At 65.1% G+C, this 18,452-nt stretch carries 17 protein-coding genes; 9 read left to right on the top strand and 8 right to left on the bottom strand.

What is annotated here, in order from left to right; translation table 11 throughout:
• Window positions 1-122: 122 nt before the first annotated feature.
• The 8 genes from rocF to ACWPXE_RS06445 all read left to right on the top strand — a co-directional run bounded on the left by rocF (window position 123) and on the right by ACWPXE_RS06445 (window position 7,952).
• Window positions 123-1,088: an arginase gene (gene rocF, locus ACWPXE_RS06480; RefSeq protein ID WP_454017144.1), complete on the top strand. Its 966-nt coding sequence runs from the start codon at window positions 123-125 to the stop codon at window positions 1,086-1,088.
• Window positions 1,089-1,114: 26 nt separating this feature from the next.
• The gene (gene rocD / locus ACWPXE_RS06475) at window positions 1,115-2,332 is read left to right on the top strand and encodes an ornithine--oxo-acid transaminase (protein WP_454017143.1); all 1,218 of its coding nucleotides are present in this window, start codon (window positions 1,115-1,117) and stop codon (window positions 2,330-2,332) included.
• Between the two features lie 89 nt (window positions 2,333-2,421).
• Window positions 2,422-3,537 (top strand): M14 family metallopeptidase, encoded by a 1,116-nt coding sequence (locus tag ACWPXE_RS06470; RefSeq protein WP_454017142.1) that lies wholly within the window; start codon window positions 2,422-2,424, stop codon window positions 3,535-3,537.
• Window positions 3,538-3,814: 277 nt separating this feature from the next.
• Window positions 3,815-5,842, top strand: a complete 2,028-nt coding sequence (locus ACWPXE_RS06465) for an ATP-binding protein (protein WP_454017141.1) — start codon at window positions 3,815-3,817, stop codon at window positions 5,840-5,842.
• Between the two features lie 132 nt (window positions 5,843-5,974).
• Window positions 5,975-6,625 carry a TetR/AcrR family transcriptional regulator gene (locus ACWPXE_RS06460; RefSeq protein WP_454017140.1) on the top strand — a complete coding sequence of 217 codons (651 nt, stop codon included), beginning with the start codon at window positions 5,975-5,977 and terminating at the stop codon, window positions 6,623-6,625.
• The gene (locus tag ACWPXE_RS06455; RefSeq protein WP_454017139.1) at window positions 6,612-7,076 is read left to right on the top strand and encodes an SRPBCC family protein; all 465 of its coding nucleotides are present in this window, start codon (window positions 6,612-6,614) and stop codon (window positions 7,074-7,076) included. The genes ACWPXE_RS06460 and ACWPXE_RS06455 overlap by 14 nt, the downstream gene beginning before the upstream one ends.
• A 34-nt stretch (window positions 7,077-7,110) precedes the next feature.
• Window positions 7,111-7,545, top strand: a complete 435-nt coding sequence (locus ACWPXE_RS06450) for a VOC family protein (protein WP_454017138.1) — start codon at window positions 7,111-7,113, stop codon at window positions 7,543-7,545.
• A gap of 41 nt (window positions 7,546-7,586) precedes the next feature.
• Window positions 7,587-7,952, top strand: a complete 366-nt coding sequence (locus ACWPXE_RS06445) for a DUF1428 domain-containing protein (protein ID WP_454017137.1) — start codon at window positions 7,587-7,589, stop codon at window positions 7,950-7,952.
• 9 nt (window positions 7,953-7,961) lie between these two features.
• Here ACWPXE_RS06445 and ACWPXE_RS06440 read toward each other — a convergent pair whose 3' ends face one another.
• The 3 genes from ACWPXE_RS06440 to gabD form a co-directional block, all read right to left on the bottom strand.
• Window positions 7,962-8,846, bottom strand: a complete 885-nt coding sequence (locus tag ACWPXE_RS06440; protein ID WP_454017136.1) for a hypothetical protein — start codon at window positions 8,844-8,846, stop codon at window positions 7,962-7,964.
• Window positions 8,847-8,991: 145 nt separating this feature from the next.
• Window positions 8,992-10,278 (bottom strand): 4-aminobutyrate--2-oxoglutarate transaminase, encoded by a 1,287-nt coding sequence (gene gabT, locus ACWPXE_RS06435; protein ID WP_454017135.1) that lies wholly within the window; start codon window positions 10,276-10,278, stop codon window positions 8,992-8,994.
• 28 nt (window positions 10,279-10,306) lie between these two features.
• On the bottom strand, window positions 10,307-11,767 hold the full coding sequence (gene gabD, locus ACWPXE_RS06430) for an NADP-dependent succinate-semialdehyde dehydrogenase (RefSeq protein ID WP_454017134.1): 1,461 nt from the start codon (window positions 11,765-11,767) through the stop codon (window positions 10,307-10,309).
• Window positions 11,768-11,907: 140 nt separating this feature from the next.
• On the opposite strand from gabD, the gene ACWPXE_RS06425 reads away from it, so the two are divergent.
• Complete coding sequence (locus ACWPXE_RS06425) at window positions 11,908-12,492, top strand: cupin domain-containing protein (RefSeq protein WP_183180380.1); 585 nt, start codon at window positions 11,908-11,910, stop codon at window positions 12,490-12,492.
• 158 nt (window positions 12,493-12,650) lie between these two features.
• Here ACWPXE_RS06425 and ACWPXE_RS06420 read toward each other — a convergent pair whose 3' ends face one another.
• The 5 genes from ACWPXE_RS06420 to ACWPXE_RS06400 form a co-directional block, all read right to left on the bottom strand.
• Window positions 12,651-13,481, bottom strand: coding sequence for an ABC transporter permease (locus ACWPXE_RS06420; protein ID WP_186453036.1), 831 nt, complete (start codon window positions 13,479-13,481; stop codon window positions 12,651-12,653).
• Entirely contained in the window at window positions 13,478-14,740 is a 1,263-nt protein-coding gene (locus ACWPXE_RS06415) for an ABC transporter permease (RefSeq protein WP_237905277.1), read from the bottom strand. The genes ACWPXE_RS06420 and ACWPXE_RS06415 overlap by 4 nt, the downstream gene beginning before the upstream one ends.
• A 149-nt stretch (window positions 14,741-14,889) precedes the next feature.
• Window positions 14,890-15,936 carry an ABC transporter substrate-binding protein gene (locus tag ACWPXE_RS06410; protein ID WP_237905276.1) on the bottom strand — a complete coding sequence of 349 codons (1,047 nt, stop codon included), beginning with the start codon at window positions 15,934-15,936 and terminating at the stop codon, window positions 14,890-14,892.
• Between the two features lie 95 nt (window positions 15,937-16,031).
• Window positions 16,032-17,129 (bottom strand): ABC transporter ATP-binding protein, encoded by a 1,098-nt coding sequence (locus tag ACWPXE_RS06405; protein WP_454017133.1) that lies wholly within the window; start codon window positions 17,127-17,129, stop codon window positions 16,032-16,034.
• A 301-nt stretch (window positions 17,130-17,430) separates the two neighbouring features.
• Entirely contained in the window at window positions 17,431-18,348 is a 918-nt protein-coding gene (locus tag ACWPXE_RS06400) for a LysR substrate-binding domain-containing protein (RefSeq protein ID WP_454017132.1), read from the bottom strand.
• Between the last annotated feature and the right edge of the window lie 104 nt (window positions 18,349-18,452).

Below are 18,452 nucleotides of genomic sequence, written 5' to 3'. Positions count from 1 at the left end.
GATAAGCCGGGCTTGGCAAACTGTCAAAAATGCCGCCGTTCGTTGGCACTTTTCCGTCTTTCTGCCGCCTGCTCCGCCCCCGATAGTCATGGGAGGCACGATCGCACAGGGAGAGGGGCGGCATGGCGTCGGGGGATTGGGACGATCAGCGCTTCGTGGAGATCATCGGCGTTCCCATCGAGGCGGGGGCCGGCCATCCCGGCGCCCTGATGGGGCCGGCGGCGCTGCGCACGGCGGGGCTGGTCCGCGCCCTGCGCGAGCTGGGGCACGAGGTGCGCGACCTGGGTGACCTCACCCCCGACCCCTGGAGCGATGGCGACGCCGCCACGGCCCGTATGGCGGAGATCACCGCCTGGTCGCGGGCGCTGGCCGACCGCTCCTACGCCATGATGCGGGCGGGCGGCGTGCCGGTCTTCCTGGGCGGCGACCACAGCCTGTCCATGGGCTCGGTCACCGGGGTGGCCCGCCATTGCCGGGAGGCCGGCACGCCGCTGTTCGTTCTGTGGCTGGACGCGCACGGCGACTTCAACACGCCCCACACCTCGCCGTCCGGCAACATGCACGGGATGCCGGTGGCCCTGCTGTGCGGGGAGGACGGCTTCGACGACGTGTTTCCGCCGGAGCAGCGGGCCACCGTGAACCCGGCGCACGTCCATCTGTTCGGCATCCGCTCCCTCGACTCCGGCGAACGGCGCCTGCTGCGCGCCCGCGGGGTGGACGTGGTGGACATGCGGCTGATCGACGAGCACGGGGTCGGTGTCCACATGCGCCGCATCATCGAGCGGGTGCGGCAGGCCGGCGGCCATCTGCATGTCAGCCTGGACGTGGATTTCCTCGACCCCGCCATCGCGCCGGCGGTGGGCACGGCGGTGCTGGGCGGCGCGACCTACCGCGAGGCGCACCTCATCATGGAGATGCTGCACGACGCGGGCGTCGTCGGCTCGCTGGACGTGGTGGAGCTGAACCCCTTCCTCGACGAGCGGGGCAAGAGCGCCTTGCTGCTGGTCGATCTGGTGGCGAGCCTGTTCGGGCGCCGCATCATCGACCCCGCCGTCACCCAATCGCAGATCGGCGGCCAAGCCGTTTAAAAAACACCCAGACCGGAGAGAACGCCATGCTTCAGCACGCCGCCGACCTGATCGGGACCGAACACCGCCTGGGCGCCCACAATTACAAGCCGCTCGACGTCGTGCTGGCGCGCGGCGAGGGCGTGTATGTCTGGGACACCGACGGCAACCGCTATCTCGACTGCCTGTCGGCCTACTCCGCCGTCAACCAGGGCCATTGCCACCCGAAAATCCTGGAAGCGATGGTGCAACAGGCGTCGAAGCTGACCCTGACCTCCCGCGCCTTCCGCAACGACCAACTGGCGCTGTTCTACGAGGAACTGGCGGCGCTGACCGGCTCGCACAAGATCCTGCCGATGAACAGCGGGGCGGAGGCGGTGGAAACGGCGATCAAGACGGTGCGCAAGTGGGGCTACGAGGTGCGCGGCGTGCCGGAGAACCAGGCGGAGATCATCGTCTGCTCGGATAATTTTCACGGCCGCACCATCACCATCGTCAGCTTCAGCACCGACCCGGACGCCCGCGGCGGCTTCGGCCCCTTCACGCCGGGCTTCCGCACCGTGCCCTTCGGCGACGCGGCGGCGCTGGAGGCGGCGATGACCCCCAACACGGTGGCCGTTCTGCTGGAGCCGATCCAGGGCGAGGCCGGGGTGGTCATCCCGCCCGCCGGCTATCTGCGCCGGGTGCGCGACCTGTGCACGGAGCGCAACGTCGTGATGATCCTGGACGAGATCCAGACCGGGCTGGGCCGCACCGGCAAGCTGCTGGCCGAGGAGCATGAGGGGGTGGAGGCCGACGTCACCCTGATCGGCAAGGCGCTGTCCGGCGGCTTCTACCCGGTGTCGGCGGTGCTGTCGAACTCCGAGGTGCTGGGCGTGCTGAAGCCCGGCCAGCACGGCAGCACCTTCGGCGGCAACCCGCTGGCCTGCGCCGTCGCCCGCGCCGCCATGCGGGTGCTGGTGGAGGAGGGCATGATCGACAACGCCGCCGCCCAGGGCGCCTATTTCCTGGAGCAGCTCGGCGCCATCCGCAGCAACGTGATCCGCGCGGTACGCGGGCGCGGCCTGATGCTGGCGGTGGAGCTTCACCCGGAGGCGGGCGGGGCGCGCCGCTATTGCGAGGATCTCCGGGCGCGCGGCGTCCTGGCGAAGGACACCCACGACCACACCATCCGCATCGCCCCGCCGCTGGTCATCACCCGCGAGCAGGTCAATTGGGCGCTGGAGCAATTCGACGCCGTGCTGACGGGCACCGCCCTTTCGTAAAAGCAGCTTGGCGCAAAAGGCGCTTGCGGCCCGCCCCGGCCTTCGCCACGGTGGGGGCGGGCTTATCATTTATCCGGCAGCGATCCGCCATGCACAGCGCCATCATCGACCTCCCGTCCGCCACCCCCGGCACCCGGCGGACCCTGACCGTTCAGCGCTTCGGCACGGCGGGCGCGCGGCCCTGCGCCTACATCCAGGCGTCGCTGCACGCCGACGAGATCCCGGCGATGCTGGTGGCCGACAAGCTGCGCCGCATCCTGACCGCGCTGGAGGCCGAGGGGCGGATCGCCGGCGAGGTCATCCTCGTCCCGGTCGCCAACCCGGTGGGGCTGGGCCAGTCGCTGATGGACCATCATCTGGGCCGCTTCGACCAGGACGACGGCAAGAACTTCAACCGCGACTACCCCCACCTGACCGAGGCGGTGGCCGAGCGCGTGGCCGACCGCCTGACCGACGACGGCGAGGCCAACAAGGCCGCCATCCGCGCCGCCCTGGCCGACGCCCTGGCCGAGCGCACCCCGCGCACCGAGACGGAGCATATGAAGCACCGTCTTCTGGGCCTCGCGCTCCAGGCCGATTGGGTGCTGGACCTGCATTGCGACCTGGAAGCGGTGATGCACCTCTACACCCTGACGCCCTCGGCGGAGGCCTTCGCCCCGTTGCAGCGGCTTCTCGGCGCGCAGGCCGTCTTCCTGGCCGAGGAATCCGGCGGCGACCCCTTCGACGAGGCGGTCAGCCGCCCCTGGAACGAGCTTGCCAAGCGCTGGCCCGACCGCCCGATCCCCTTCGGCTGCCATTCCGTGACCGTGGAGCTGCGCGGCCAGGCCGACGTGGAGCACGCCCAGGGCGAAGCGGACGCCCAGGCCATCGCCGGCTTCCTCACCCATGCCGGCGTCCTGTCCGGCGAACCGCCGGCCCTGCCGGAGCCGCTGTGCGCCCCGACCCCGCTGGAATCCTCCGAACCGCTGACCGCCCCGGTGGGCGGCGTGGTGGTCTTCCACCACAAAGCGGGCGACCGAGTGGAGGCCGGCGCCGTGGTCGCCGACATCCTCGACCCGCTGACCGGCGAGGTGACCCCGGTGCGCTGCGAGTCGGCGGGCGTGCTCTACGCCCACAGCGCGACCCGCTTCACCCTGGCGGGCAAGCGGATCGCCAAGGTGGCGGGAACGACGCTGCGGCGGACAGGGCCGTTGTTGAGTGCATAATAATCTATTTCAGCTCCCAAGGGGACTTCAGAGACTTGTCGGCTTTAGCATACTGAACAGTCGCATTTCATTTTACATTGAACGGATGTGTACGAATTATTGAGGATTATTCATGGATTTTGACTCCATTTTGGAGAGGATGAAATCTGGTGATCATTAGGAGAAAGTGGTTGGCCAGAATTCTGCGATATATACAAGCCAATGGATGTGTTTTGTAACGTTGCCCATTGGCTGAGGCGTGTAAGGGCGTAACATTCATGCGCTAAAGTGTAGCGCAATGGTCGATAAGCTCTCGTTTTCAGAATTTTCCCATAGAGTCTTCAACCGCAATAAGGTATTTAAAGAGCGGCTGGAGCGTAGCCTTAAGGGGTCAACTCCCAGGCCATGGTTGCCAATGGGGGAAAATATGCGGCTCCGTCAGCTTGCAATCACCAATTTCCGTGGCTATAGCACTCGGACTGAATTAGAGATTGGCGATTTCACGTCAATCATCGGTCGGAATGATGTTGGCAAGAGCACCTTGCTCGAAGCTCTTGAGATATTTTTCAATAACTCAACGGTTAAAGTTGATTCTTCAGACGTTTGTGTAAAAAATACAAACAAAGTTATTGAAATAGAGTGTGCATTTGATGATCTTCCTGAGGAAATTATTATCGATTCTAAATCGAAAACAACGGTGGCGGATGAGCACCTTCTTGGTCAAGGTGGGCTTTTGCGCATCGTCAAGCAAATCGATTGCACGCCTAGAACGCCAAAAGTGAGTGTGTTTGCCTCCGCTTTATTTCCTGCGGCTGATGGAGTTCGAGACCTCCTCAGCTTAAAGCAAGCTGATCTAAAGAAAAGAGCTGAAAGCCTTGGTGCCGACCTGCAAGCGGTTGATAAGCGCTCAAATGTTGAACTCCGGAGAGCTATATACACGCATGTTAAAGAACTCTTTCCGGAGCCTCAATTGGTGCCGATGGATGCGGAAGAAGGAAAGAAAGTTTGGGAACAGTTGCAGAAATTTTTGCCTTCGTTCGCTTTATTTCAAGCTGACCGACCCAACAAAGTTGACGATAGTGAAGTTCAAGATCCCATGAAGCTGGCAGTGCAAGAGGCAATCAAGTCAGTTGAAGAGGAGTTAGAAAGTATCCGTGAGAAGGTACGCGCGCAAGCGACTGAAGTGGCTGAGCGAACACTAGAAAAGCTCAAGGATATGGCTCCAGAGCTTGCGGCTGAACTCCAGCCAAATTTCAAGGCAGAGCCGAAATGGGATGGCTTTAAGCTAACATTAGCTGACGATAACGGAATCCCAATCGATAAGCGTGGAAGCGGTGTCCGTCGGTTGATCCTGCTGAATTTTTTCCGAGCTGAGGCTGAGCGCCGTCAAGAGAGCAGTGGGTCGCCAAATATTATTTACGCTGTGGAAGAGCCAGAAAACTCTCAACACCCTTCTAATCAAGTTATGTTGATCAAAGCTCTGCGAAATTTAGTAGATCAAGGTGATGCTCAGGTCATTGTAACAACCCATGTTCCGGCTATCGCCAGACTGTTGCCGATTGAAGCTATACGATATATTTCGCGGTCTAAAAATAGTTTGGTGCCTACGGTTCGGCATGGGAGCGATGAGGTGCTTGCGGAGGTGGCGAAGACATTGGGTGTTTTGCCTGATGGACGAGTGCGCGTCCTTTTGTGTGTGGAAGGGCCAACTGATGTTGATTTTCTTTCAAACATTGCCGACGTGCTGAGGCCAAATTTTCCTATTATTCCGCATATTGAAGATGATCCTCGAATCGGTATCATTATGTTGAGTGGTGGAAATCTAAAGCATTGGGTGGATCGCCGTTACCTCGAGAGGCTCTCTACTCCACAAATGCATATTTATGACCGCGATGATAATCAGCCGCCTCAGTATGAAGCTCATATTCAAAAAGTTATTAATGATGGACATTGGGGTTGTTTAACTAAGAAGCGTGAGATCGAAAATTATCTTCACCCACAAGCAATTCGAGATGCAATGAATGTCGAAGTTGAATTCGGTGACTTAGACGACGTTCCTGCCTTGGTGGCCGAGCAGGTGCACGCCGCTTCCGAATCGACAAAAGCCTGGGTGGATGTGAGCGAACATGATAAAAAGCAAAAAGTCAGTAAAGTGAAAAGGAGACTGAATAGCGAAGCGGCGAAAAAAATGACGCCTGAACTTCTTGATATTCGCGATCCCGATGGGGAAATTCTAGGATGGTTTGCGGATCTTGTAGACCGTTTGGCCGACGTGGCTGAGCAGTTTCCCGACACGTCGGCGCTGCGACGTGTCGGGAATAAATAAACTGTTGACTTCAAGTTAAGTGAACGAACGTGGAGAGTTGGAAATTCTCCACGTTCGAATGCCATGCCGGATGTCGTGGCGGCGACTGTTCACCCTTGACGTACATACCAACCGTTCGGTATGCTTCCGCCCATGCCGAGACCAGCCAAACATCACCCCGAACGCGGCGATGCCCGCACCCGGCTTCTCGAAGCGGCGCGGGACGTCATCCGCGCCAAGGGATTCGCGGCGACCTCCGTCGATGATCTCTGCAAGGCGGCGGGGGTAACCAAGGGCGCGTTCTTCCATCACTTCGAGACCAAGGAAGCGCTCGGCGTCGCCGCTGCCGCCTATTGGACGGAAACCACCTCGGCCTTCTTCGCGAACGCGCCGTACCACCGGCTCGAAGACCCGCTCGACCGCCTGTTCGGCTATGTCGACTTCCGCAAGGCGATCATCGACGGCGATCCCGCCGAATTCACCTGCCTCGTCGGGACCATGACGCAGGAAGTCTACGGGTCGCATCCGGCGATCCGCGATGCCTGCGCGGCCAGCATCTTCGGCCACGCGGCGACGCTCGAACCGGACATCGCGGCGGCCATGGCGGCGCACGGTATCGAGGCCGACTGGACCCCGGCGAGCCTCGCGCGGCACACACAGGCCGTGCTCCAGGGCGCCTTCATCCTCGCCAAGGCGATGGGCGGGCGCGAGGAGGCGCTGGACAGCGTCGACCACCTGAAACGCTACCTCATGTTGCTCTTTTCACAGCCCCGTTCGAAAGGGACTCCCCATGACGGATGTTGAGCGCGACCTCGTTCTGACCCGCAGCCTCGACGCGCCGCGCGGCGCGCTGTGGCGCTGCTGGACCGAACCCGAGCTGCTGAAGCAGTGGTTCTGCCCCAAGCCCTGGTGGGTGTCCAAGGCGCGGATCGACTTGCGGGCGGGCGGCGAGTTCTTCACGCTGATGAACGGCCCGGACGGCGAGTCCTTCGGTGAACCCGGCGTCTTCCTCGACGTGGAGGAGGGTCGGCGTCTGGTCTTCACCGACGCGTTCCGCCCCGGCTGGCGGCCGTCGGGCCGGGCCTTCATGACCGCCGAGGTTCGGTTCGAGGACGCGGGCGCCGGCAATACCCTCTACATCGCGCGCGCCATGCATTGGAGCGCCGAGGCGCGCGACGAGCACGAGAAGATGGGCTTCCACGAAGGCTGGGGCAAAGCGACCGACCAGCTCGAAGCCCTGGCTAAAACGCTCTGACCCAAGAACAGCCTGACCGGGAGGAAACGACACCATGGAACCGACGATCTACCTGTTCTTCAACGGGACCTGCCTGGAGGCGATGACCCACTACGCCGAGACCCTCGGCGGCGAGGTCGTCTATGTGTTCCGCAACGGCGATGCCCCGGACGCGGACAGCCGGATGCCCGGTGGCGATCACCTCGTGATGAACATGATGGTGAAGCTGGGGGCGACCACGATGATGGCGTCCGACTCGCCGGACAGCATGTACAGCAAGCCACAGGGATTCCGGGTGCAGATCGCCCCGCCGTCGCTCGCCGAGTTCGACCGTATTTTCGCGGTGCTGGCGAAGGACGCCCGGTCCGTGGAGATGCCGCCGGGCGAGACCTTCTGGGCCGAGCGCTTCGCCATGGTCACCGACCGCTTCGGCACGCCCTGGATGCTGAACCACACCGGCGCGAAATGCCCGGACGCGGCGGCGTCCTGACGGACGGGGGCGAAGCTTCAAACAAACAAGGGAGGAAAGACATGGCGTACATCGACGGGTTCGTCATCGCGGTTCCGACCGCCAACAAGCAGGCTTTCATCGACCACGCGAACAAGGCCGACAGCGTGTTCAAGGAGCTTGGCGCGACGCGCGTCCTCGAATGCTGGGGCGACGATGTGCCCAACGGCAAGCTCACCGATTTCCGTCGGGCGGTGCAGGCGACGGACGACGAGACGGTCGTCTTCTCCTGGATCGAATGGCCGGACAAGGCGACGCGGGACGCCGCCATGAAGCGGATGGAAGAGCTGATGAAGACCGACGAGCGGTTCAGCGCGGAGAAAAATCCGATGCCCTTCGATGGGAAGCGGCTGATCTTCGGCGGGTTCGCTCCGGTCGTCGAGCTGTGAGCGGGCGCTTCAGGAGCCGGTGAGCGCGCCGGCCTCGCCGTGTGAAAGACCGAGGTCCGCGGCGGCGCCGCGCATCAGCGCCACCGCGTCCCGGTCCCTCATGCGCCGGTACCCCGCCTCGGCCAGCGCCGCCCGCCGCGCACCGTCGGCGACCAGCGCGCAGGCGGCCTCGACCAGCCCGTCGTAGGGGGCAAAGGCCATGGCGTCCAGCAGGTCGGGGTCGATCTCGGTGTCGGGGTGGCGCTCGGCCAGCACCGCCTTGCGGTTCGACAGCAGGTGCGAGACGCGGACGATCTCGAAGATGCCCGCCTCGTAGTGATGCAGGTTCAGCACCAGCTTCGCGTCGGCGACGAAGCGGTCGCGCAGCGCCCCGTAATAATGCTGGAGGCTGACCACGGTCAGCCCGCGCTCGCCCAGCGCGTCGAGGACGGCGCGGCGGCGCGGGTTCACGGCGCCGTAGAACAGCACGTCGATGCCGGGGGAGGGGCTGTTCGGGATGCGGGTCATCTCGTCGACATGCCCGATGGGGACGAGGCGCGCCCGGATGCCCTGGCCGGCCAGATCGGCGATGTTGCGCGGGCTGTAGTCCCACACCCGGCAGCGGCGCAGCAGGTCCAGGTAATGGGCGTTGCGCGGGTGCAGCGTGGCGATCTGCTCCAGATTGTACAGGATGGTGCCGCTGGGCAGCCGGTCGCCTTCCTCCGCCGTCAGGTCGTGCCCGCCCAGGACGATGGCGCGGCGTCGCCGGCCGACGCGGTTCCACACGATGTCCGCGTCGAAGCCCAGGCGGCGCAGCGCGAAGCACAGGGTTTCCGCGACCTCGGCGAAGACGCTGGCCCCGGCGTCGCCCAGCCCGTTCTTCTTGATGATGACGATGTCGATCCCGCCGGCCATGAGCCCGTCCCCTCGATCCGCGCCCTCATCCTAAAGCGTGGGCGGGCGGGCGCACAAAAAGAAACCCTCCTTCCCTTGCGGGAAGGAGGGCGTGCAGTCTGGGGACTTCACTGAAAAATCGGGACTGACGGATCAGGTCGCGGCTTCAGGCCGAAACCAGCTCCTCCAGGGAGCGCTCGATGATGTCCAGGCCCTCGTCCACCAGCGCGTCCGACGCGGTCAGCGGAACCAGGATGCGGATCACGTTGCCGTAGGTGCCGCAGGACAGCAGAACGAGGCCCTTCTCCGCCGCCTTGGCGACCAGCGCCTTGGTCAGCTCCGGCGCCGGTTCCTTGGTGCCGCGGTCCTTCACCAGCTCCATGGCGATCATGCCGCCCAGGTTGCGCACGTCGCCGATCACCGACAGCGTGTTGCGCTGGGCCATGGTGCGGAAGCGGCCGGCGATGCGCTCGCCCAGGTCGTTGGAGCGCTGGATCAGCTTCTCCTCCTCGATGACGTCCAGCACGGCCAGCGCCGCGGTGGTCGCCAGCGGGCTGCCAGCGTAGGTGCCGCCGATGCCGCCGGGGATCGGGGCGTCCATGATCTCCGCCTTGCCGGTGACCGCCGACAGCGGGAAACCGCCGGCCAGGCTCTTCGCCATGGTCATCAGGTCGGGCTCGACGCCGGAATGCTCGATGGCGAACATCTTGCCGGTGCGAGCGAAGCCGGTCTGGATCTCGTCGATGATCAGCAGGATGCCGTTGTCGTCGCAGATCTTGCGCAGGGCCTGCAGGAACTCCGTCGGGGCGATGTTGAAGCCGCCCTCACCCTGCACCGGCTCCACGATGATCGCGGCGACGCGGGTGGCGTCCACGTCCGACTTGAACAGCTGCTCCAGCGCTTTCAGGCTGTCCTGGACGCTGACCCCGCGGTAGGCGTTGGGGAAGGGCGCGTGGTAGACCTCGGCCGGGAAGGGACCGAAGCCGACCTTGTAAGGCACGACCTTGCCGGTCAGCGCCATCGCCAGCAGCGTGCGGCCGTGGAAGGCGCCGCTGAAGGCGATCACGCCCGGACGGCCCGTGTGGGCACGGGCGATCTTCACCGCGTTCTCGACGGCTTCGGCACCCGTGGTGAAGAAGGCGGTCTTCTTCGGCGTGGAACCCGGAACCAGCGCGTTCAGCCGCTCCGCCAGGGTCACGAAGGACTCGTAGGGCGTGACCATCGCGCAGGTGTGGGTGAAGCGGTCGAGCTGGGCCTTCACCGCCTCGATGATCTTCGGATGGCGGTGGCCGGTGTTCAGCACCGCGATGCCACCGGCGAAGTCGATGAAGCGGTTGCCCTCGACGTCCCACAGCTCGGCGTTCTCGGCGCGGTCGACATAGACCGGCATGGCGTTGGCGAGGCCGCGCGGAACGGCGGCGTTGCGACGATCCTGGAAGGACTGGTTGCTCATCTCAAACCCCCGATTGGAAAGGATGGCGTCAGGCGCCCAGGCCGACGCACAGGTACTTGATCTCCAGGAAGTCCTCCACACCGTACTTGGAGCCTTCCCGCCCGATGCCCGACTGCTTGATGCCGCCGAACGGCGCGACCTCGGTCGACAGGATGCCTTCGTTGATGCCGACCATCCCATATTCGAGCCGCTCGGCCACGCGCCACACCCGGCCGATGTCCCGGCTGTAGAAATAGGCGGCCAGTCCGAACTCGGTATCGTTGGCCATGCGGATGGCGTCGGCCTCCGTCTCGAACTTGAACAGCGGGGCCACCGGACCGAAGATCTCCTCGCGGGCCACGCGCATCTCGGTGGTGACGCCGGTCAGGATCGTCGGCTCGAAGAAGGTGCCGCCCAGGCCGTGGCGCTTGCCGCCGAGCGCGACCTTGGCGCCCTTGGCCAGAGCGTCGCCCATCAACTCCTCGACCTTCTCGACGGCTTGGCCGTTGATCATCGGGCCCTGGGTGACGCCGGCCTCCATGCCGTTGCCGACGCGGATCTGCTTCACCGCCTCGGCCAGCTTGGCGGCGAAGGCGTCGTAGACGCCGGCCTGGACCAGCAGGCGGTTCGCGCAGACGCAGGTCTGGCCGGAGTTGCGGTACTTGGACGCGAGCGCGCCCTTGACCGCCTCGTCCAGGTCGGCGTCGTCGAACACGATGAAGGGCGCGTTGCCGCCCAACTCCAGCGACACCTTCTTCACCGTGTCGGCGGACTGCCGCATCAGGATCTTGCCGACTTCGGTCGAGCCGGTGAAGGACAGCTTGCGCACGATCGGGCTGGCGGTCAGCTCGCCGCCGATGGCGACGGGGTCGGACCCGGTGACGATGTTAAACACCCCGGCCGGAACGCCCGCGCGCTCGGCCAGTTCGGCCAGCGCCAGGGCGGACAGCGGGGTGTCCTCCGCCGGCTTGACGACGATGGTGCAGCCGGCGGCCAGCGCCGGGCCGACCTTGCGGGTGATCATCGCGTTGGGGAAATTCCACGGGGTGATCGCGGCGACGACGCCGATCGGCTCCTTCAGGACGACGATGCGCTTGTTGCCGGCGAAGCTGGGGATCACGTCGCCGTAGACCCGCTTGCCCTCCTCGGCGAACCACTCGATGAAGCTGGCGCCGTAGGCGACCTCGCCGCGGGCCTCGGCCAGCGGCTTGCCCTGCTCCAGGGTCATCAGAACGGCCAGATCCTCCTGCGCCGCCATGATCAGCTCGAACCAGCGGCGCAGGATGGCCGCGCGCTCCTTCGCGGTCTTGGCGCGCCACGCCGGCAGGGCGGCGTCGGCGGCGTTGATGGCCTGCCGCGTCTCTTCCGCGCCGACGTCGGCGACCTGGGCCAGCTCCTCGCCCGTCGCCGGGTTGGTGACCGCGAAGGTCTTGCCGGAGAAGGCGTCGCGCCACGCGCCGTTCACATAGGCTTGTGTCCGAAGAAGGCTCTGGTCGTTCAGCGACAGCATGGGAATCAGCCTCGATTTGCGATGTGAAGGGAGCGTACCCATGTTTAATAAATTAAACAACCCTAATCGGGTGTTGAGTTTTTGATGACGCACACACGCGAATCCGGTATGCCTTCCGGTCAGGAGCGAGGAACCGATCCATGGATGTGGACGCTGTCGATTTCAACGTGGGCGCGCGCCTGAAGCAGGTTCGCGAAGCGCACGCCCTGTCCCAGCGCCAGTTGGCGCAACGGGCGGGCGTGACCAACGGCACCATCTCGCTGATCGAGCAGAACCGGTGCAGCCCCTCCGTCTCCTCGCTGCGCAAGGTGCTCCAGGGCATTCCGATGACCCTGGCGGAGTTCTTCTCCTCCGACGACCTGCCGCCGCGCGAGCAGATCTTCTTCAAGGGCAGCGATCTGGTCGAACTGACCGGATTGGTGAAGAGCCGGGTCGGCTTCATGTCCTTCCGGCAGGTCGGCGACCTGCACGGCCGCAACCTCCAGGTCTTGCACGAGCGATACGCCCCCGGCGCCGACACCGGCGGGCGTACCATGCTCCAGCATGAATCGGAGGAGGGCGGCGTCGTCATCAAGGGCCGGATCGAGCTGACCGTCGGCGACCGCAAGGAGATCCTCGGTCCCGGCGACGCCTATCTGTTCGACAGCCGCATTCCGCACCGCTTCCGCAACGTCGGCGACGAGGAATGCGAAATCATCAGCGCCTGCACCCCGCCGTACCTGTAATTCCCTCTTCATAGTCCGTCCCCTCTCCCCTCTGGGGAGAGGGGTAGGGTGAGGGGGGTGCGCGTGGCGGTGTGTCCGGCACAAGCGCAACCCCCTCACCGGCCCTTCGGGCCACCCTCTCCCCAGAGGGGAGAGGGTTGAATTCCTCAGAATGAGGCTCAGCGCAGGTTGCCCTTCAGCCGCTCGTTGCGGCGGCGCAGCGCCTCCAGCGTGGCGAGCAGGATGACCGAGATGGTCGTCAGGATCACCGCCGCCGCCGTGATGGTCGGGCTGATGTTCTCGCGGATGCCGCTGAACATCTCACGGGGCAGGGTGCGCTGCTCCGGACCGGCCATGAACAGCACCACCACCACCTCGTCGAAGCTGGTGGCGAAGGCGAACAGGGCGCCCGAGGCCAGACCCGGCAGGATCAGCGGCAGGATCACCCGGCGAAAGGCGTAGATCGGCGAGGCGCCGAGCGAGGCCGCGGCCCGCGCCAGATTCATGTCGAAGCTCTGCAGCGTCGCGCTGACCGTGATGACCACGAAGGGCGTGGACAGCGCGGTGTGCGCCAGGATCAGGCCGGCGTAGCTGCCGGTCAGACCCAGCGGCGCGAAGAAGAAGTACAGGCCGACCGCGGTGATGACGCCCGGCACGACGACCGGCGACAGCACGATGGCCAGCACCAGCGGCTTGAACTTGCTCTTCCACTGGGCGAGGCCGAGCGAGGCGAGCGTGCCCAGCACCATCGACAGGATGGTCGAGGCCACCCCGATGATGACGCTGTTCTTCAGCGACGACACCCAGCGCGGGGAATTCAGGAAGTCCTCGTACCAGCGCAGCGACAGGCCCGGCAGCGGGTAGGTCAGGTAGGAGCCGGAACTGAAGGACAGCGGCATGATCGCCAGGATCGGCGCCATCAGGAAAACCAGCACCAGCGAGGCGACGACCACGGTGGTGATCCAGGCGACGCGCTGGCTTGTGGTGCGGGGGGAGTGGTTCTGGCTCAATTCTTCATCCCTCCCGTGACCTGCTGGCCGTGGACCAGCTTTCCATAGACGACGGCGAGCAGCAGCGTGGCGAGCAGAAGCACCGCGCCCAGCGCCGAGGCCAGACCCCAGTTGACGGTTTCCGTCGTGTAGAAGGCGATGAAGTAGCTGATCATCTGGTCGGCGGCGCCGCCCACCAGGGCTGGCGTGATGTAGTAGCCGATGGCCAGAATGAAGACGAGCAGGCTGCCCGCCCCGATGCCGGGCACGGTCTGCGGCAGGTAGATGCGCAGGAAGGCGGTGACCGGCGAGGCGCCGAGCGACGCCGCGGCCCGCATGTAGGCCGGGGAGATCGACCGCATGCTGCTGTAGAGCGGCAGGATCATGAAGGGCAGCAGCACGTGCGTCATCGCCACATAGACGCCGAAGCGGTTGTAGATCAGCCGCAGCGGCTCGTCGATCAGGCCGATCCAGCGCAGGCTGTCGTTGACGATGCCCTCGCTCTGCAGCACGACGATCCAGGCGCAGGTGCGCACCAGAAGCGAGGTCCAGAAGGGCAGCAGCACGAAGATCATCAGGACGTTCGACTGGCCCGTGGGCAGCGTTGCCAGCATGTAGGCGACCGGGAAGCCCAGGATCAGGCAGAGGACCGTCACGCCCAAGCTGATGGTGAAGGTGCGCCCGAAGACGTCGCGGTAGATCGCCTGCTCCTCGGGGGCGGCGACGATGGCGCCGTCCAGGTTGCGCGTCAGGTCCAGCGCCCCCAGCAGGTAGAAGCTGGTGAGCGGCCCGCTGGCGCCCTTGATCGCCGCCCAGGTGGCGCGTTCGCCCCAGGCCGGGTTGATGCCGATCAGGGTGTCCTTGGCGGTGCCGGGTTCGGGCAGGGTCTTCAGGTTGCGCGCCGTGCCCGACATGATGGTGCGGAAGCCGTTCAGCGCGTAGTTCAGCCGTTTGGACGCGATGGCGACGGTGCCGGCGTCGCGCGCCGTGCGGATGTCGCCCGCCAGCGCGGCGAAGGCCGGCTCGCCCGGAACGTCCTTGCCGTCCCAGTCGGCCAGGGCCGCGACGGTGTGGGGCATGACCTGACGCACCTCCCAGTCGTCGACCGACCGCCAGAGCATGCCGGCGATGGGACCGAGGAAGGTGAAGAGCAGGAAGAGGAGGAGCGGCAGGATCAGCGCCAGGGCCTTGAGCCGGCGCGTCCGCTCCGCCCGTTTCAGGCGGCGCTTGAGAGGCACCTCGGACGACGCATCGGCGCCGGCGACGAACGCGGCTGTCATGGGCGGCCTATTTCGAAAATGCGGTAGAGACGTGTGTGGTGGTCGAGGTGGGCCCCCACCCCGGCCCTCCCCCGCTTCGCAGGGGAGGGAGATTGATCCCCTCCCCTGCGAAGCGGGGGAGGGTTAGGGTGGGGGCACTGCTCAGCGGCTTACTTCGCCGCCCACTTGTTGAAGCGCTCGGTCAGGCGGTCGATGTTCTCCAGCCAGAAGGGAACGCTGATCTCGACCGCGTTCTTCATGTTGTCCGGAGCGGTCGGCAGGTCCTTCAGGACGGCGGGCGCCAGCTTGGACGGGGCGTCCTTGTTGGAGGTGCCGTAGGCGATGTTCTCGGACAGCTTGGCCTGGTTCTCCGCCTTGCCGACGAAGTCGAGGAACTTGTAGGCGGCTTCCTTGTTCGGGCTGCCCTTCAGGATCACCCAGCTGTCGATGGTGTAGAGCGCGCCGTTCCACACCATGCCGAAGTTCTTCTTCTCGGCCTTGTTTGCGGCGTCGATGCGGCCGTTGTAGACGGACGTCATCGCCACCTCGCCCGAGGCCAGCAACTGTGGCGGCTGCGCGCCGGCCTTCCACCAGACGATGTCGTTCTTGATGGTGTCCAGCTTCTTGAAGGCGCGCTCCAGGCCCTCTTCGGTGCCCAGAACCTTGTAGACGTCCTTCGGCGCGACGCCGTCGGCCATCAGGGCGATTTCCAGCGTGGTCTTGGCGCCCTGGCGCAGGCCGCGCTTGCCCGGATACTTGGTGGTGTCGAAGAAGTCGGCCCAGCTCTTCGGCGCGTCCTTCAGCTTGTCCTTGTCGTAGCCGAGCACGAAGTCGTACACGATCGCGCCGACGCCGCAGGCATCGACGGTCTGCGGCAGGTAGGCCTGCTCGCCGCCGATCCGGTTGAACTCCATCGTCTCGAACAGGCCCTCTTCGCAACCGACGGCCAGTTCCTCGCTCTCCACCTGCACGACGTCCCAGGTCGCCGCACCGCCCTGGACCTTGGCGCGCAGCACACCGATGCCGCCGTCCCAGGACTCGTCGTTCATCGGGGTGCCGGCCTTCTTGAACGGCTCGAAATAGACCTTCTTCTGGGCTTCCTGATAGGCGCCGCCCCAGGACACGACCGTCAGGTCGCGGGCCTGCGCGGCGGTGGCCAGCGCCACACCGGCGGTGAACGTCGCAAGGAACCCAACTGCCACCTTAAGCTTCGACATCGTCCCCGTTCCTTCATTATGTGTGGTTGCGTCAGGAGGTGTTGCGCGCCCCCGGTCCCCCCTCCCGGAGAGACCGGACGGACGGGTGCGGCCGATCACACGGGATCGAGCGCCCGGCAGTCCTCGGGGCGGAAGCCGATGGACACGCTCTGGCCGTGGCTGAGGCCCGCGTGGGCGCCCGGCGGCAGCTTGACCATGAATTCCCCGTTGCCGGCGACCTTCAGCACGGCCAGCGCGTGGTCGCCGAGATAGATGGTGTCCTGGACATGGGCGGGCAGGGCGTTCATGCCGTCCGGGGCCTGCCCGTCGGTCAGGATGCTGATGCGCTCCGGCCGGACCGAAAGCGCCGTGGCGGCACCCGTACCGGCGACGTTGATCGCCTGGGCCACGACCGAGCCGCCCGACGCCAGCGCCACCCGGCAGAAGCCCTGTTCGATATTCTCGACGGTGCCGCTCAGCACGTTGTTCTCGCCGATGAAGTTGGCGACGAAGCTGTTGACCGGGCGTTCGTACAGCGCGTCCGGCTTGTCGATCTGCTGCACGATGCCGTCATTGAACACAGCGATGCGGTCCGACATGGTCAGCGCCTCGCTCTGGTCGTGCGTGACGTAGACGACGGTGATGCCCATCGTCTCGTGCAGCTGCTTGATCTCGAGCTGCATGTGCTCGCGCAGCCGCTTGTCCAGCGCGCCCAGCGGTTCGTCCATGAGGACGAGCTGCGGGTTGAAGACCAGCGCGCGGGCCAACGCCACGCGCTGCTGCTGGCCGCCCGACAGCTGGCCGGGATGGCGGTGCGCCAGGTTCTCCAGCTTGATCATGCGCAGCGCCGAGCGCACCCGCTCCTTCACCTCGGACCGCGGCATCTTGCGCACGGTCAGCGGGAAGGCGACGTTCTCCTCGATCGTCAGGTGGGGGAACAGCGCGTAGTTCTGGAAGACCATGCCGATGTCGCGCTTGTGCGGCGGCATGTTCTTGATCGGCCGGTCGGCGAGGTAGATCTCGCCGTGGGTGGGGACCTCGAAGCCGGCCAGCATCATCAGCGTGGTCGTCTTGCCCGAGCCCGAAGGGCCGAGCAGGGTGACGAACTCGCCCTTCTTGATGTCGAGGTCGAGGTTCTTCACCACGAGGTGTTCGCCGTCATAGGTCTTCTGGACCCCGACGAAGCGCACCAGTGCCTGTGCGGTCGTGACCATGCCGCCGTCCATCATCCTCCCCCCGTCCGAGGTGTCCCGAGCGAGGTCCCAGGTCAGGGTTGCGTTCCCGACACAGGACCTATGCAATGGGCCAGACGGTATACCCGTTTAATAAATTCGACAAGCCCGATGCTCGCATTGTGATCAATTCAACGGTTCGGCATCGGTCTGACGAAATTTTGTGCATCTGCGAAGGCCGTGCACGCGGTTTGAACGGGAGTTTGCTCCTTCCTTGACCGCTTGAAAACCCAGACTTTGGGAGGCTCGGGGTTTGGACGGGCGATTTTTCCCGAGTCGTCGGTTAGACGCCGGAGATGGGTGGAACAAACGGAACGATCCGTTCGACGAGGCCGGTGAATTTTTTCACCAGGGGCGAACTTTCGTTACTCCGTTGGGCCAGTTGCAGGGTGGTGACGGCGTCCGGCGTGTCGAGCGGCCGGTACACCACCCCCTCCAGCGCCACCTGCCGAAGCTGGCCGGGCAGAATCGACACGCCCAGCCCGGCGGCGATCAGCCCGATGATGGTGAAGGCCTCGCGCGCGTCCTGGGTCACGTTGGGACGGAATCCGGCGGCGGCGCACAGCGCGAAAACCTGCTCGTGCGTGCTGGTGCCGAAATCGGCGGGGTAGAAGACGAAGGGCTCGTCGCGCAGCGCGGCCAGCGGCACGACCTCCCGCCCGGCCAGCGGATGGTCGGCGCGCATCACCGCCAGCAGCGGTTCCCGCACCACGTCGTGGAAGCGGAAGGACTCGGGCTCGGGGACGAAGCGCGGCTCCCGGATGAAGCCGACGTCGAGCCGGCGGTCGGCCAGCGCCGTCAACTGCTGCTTGGACGGCAGCTCGACCAGTGTCAGATGCACGTCGGGGTGGGCGCGGCGGTAGGCGTCGATGATCCGCGGCACCATCGGCAGGAAGGGGGCCGCCGCGGTGAAGCCGACGCGCAGTTCACCGACCTCGCCTTTGGCGGCGCGGCGGGTCAGCACGGCGGCGCGCTCCGCCCGCGCCAGGATCTCCCGCGCCTCGCCGAGAAGGAGTTGCCCCGGCTCGGTCAGCTCGACCCGGCGTTTGGTGCGCTCGAACAGGCGGGCGCCCAGCTCGGCCTCCAATGCTTGGATCGACTGGCTGAGCGGCGGCTGCCCGATGCCCAGCCGGGCGGCGGCACGGCTGAAATGCAGCTCCTCGGCGACGGCGACGAAATGGCGGAGATGGCGCAGGTCCATGCCAGTATCTTATATGGGAATCATATTAAAGTCCTCTGATAAATGTATTTGAACCATGAAAGCGGCCGCGCCATGTTGGGGCGCATCGGACCTAGGGAGATTTC

Source organism: Azospirillum sp. Marseille-Q6669, assembly GCF_965111635.1.
This window is presented reverse-complemented; position numbering and strand designations above follow the sequence as displayed.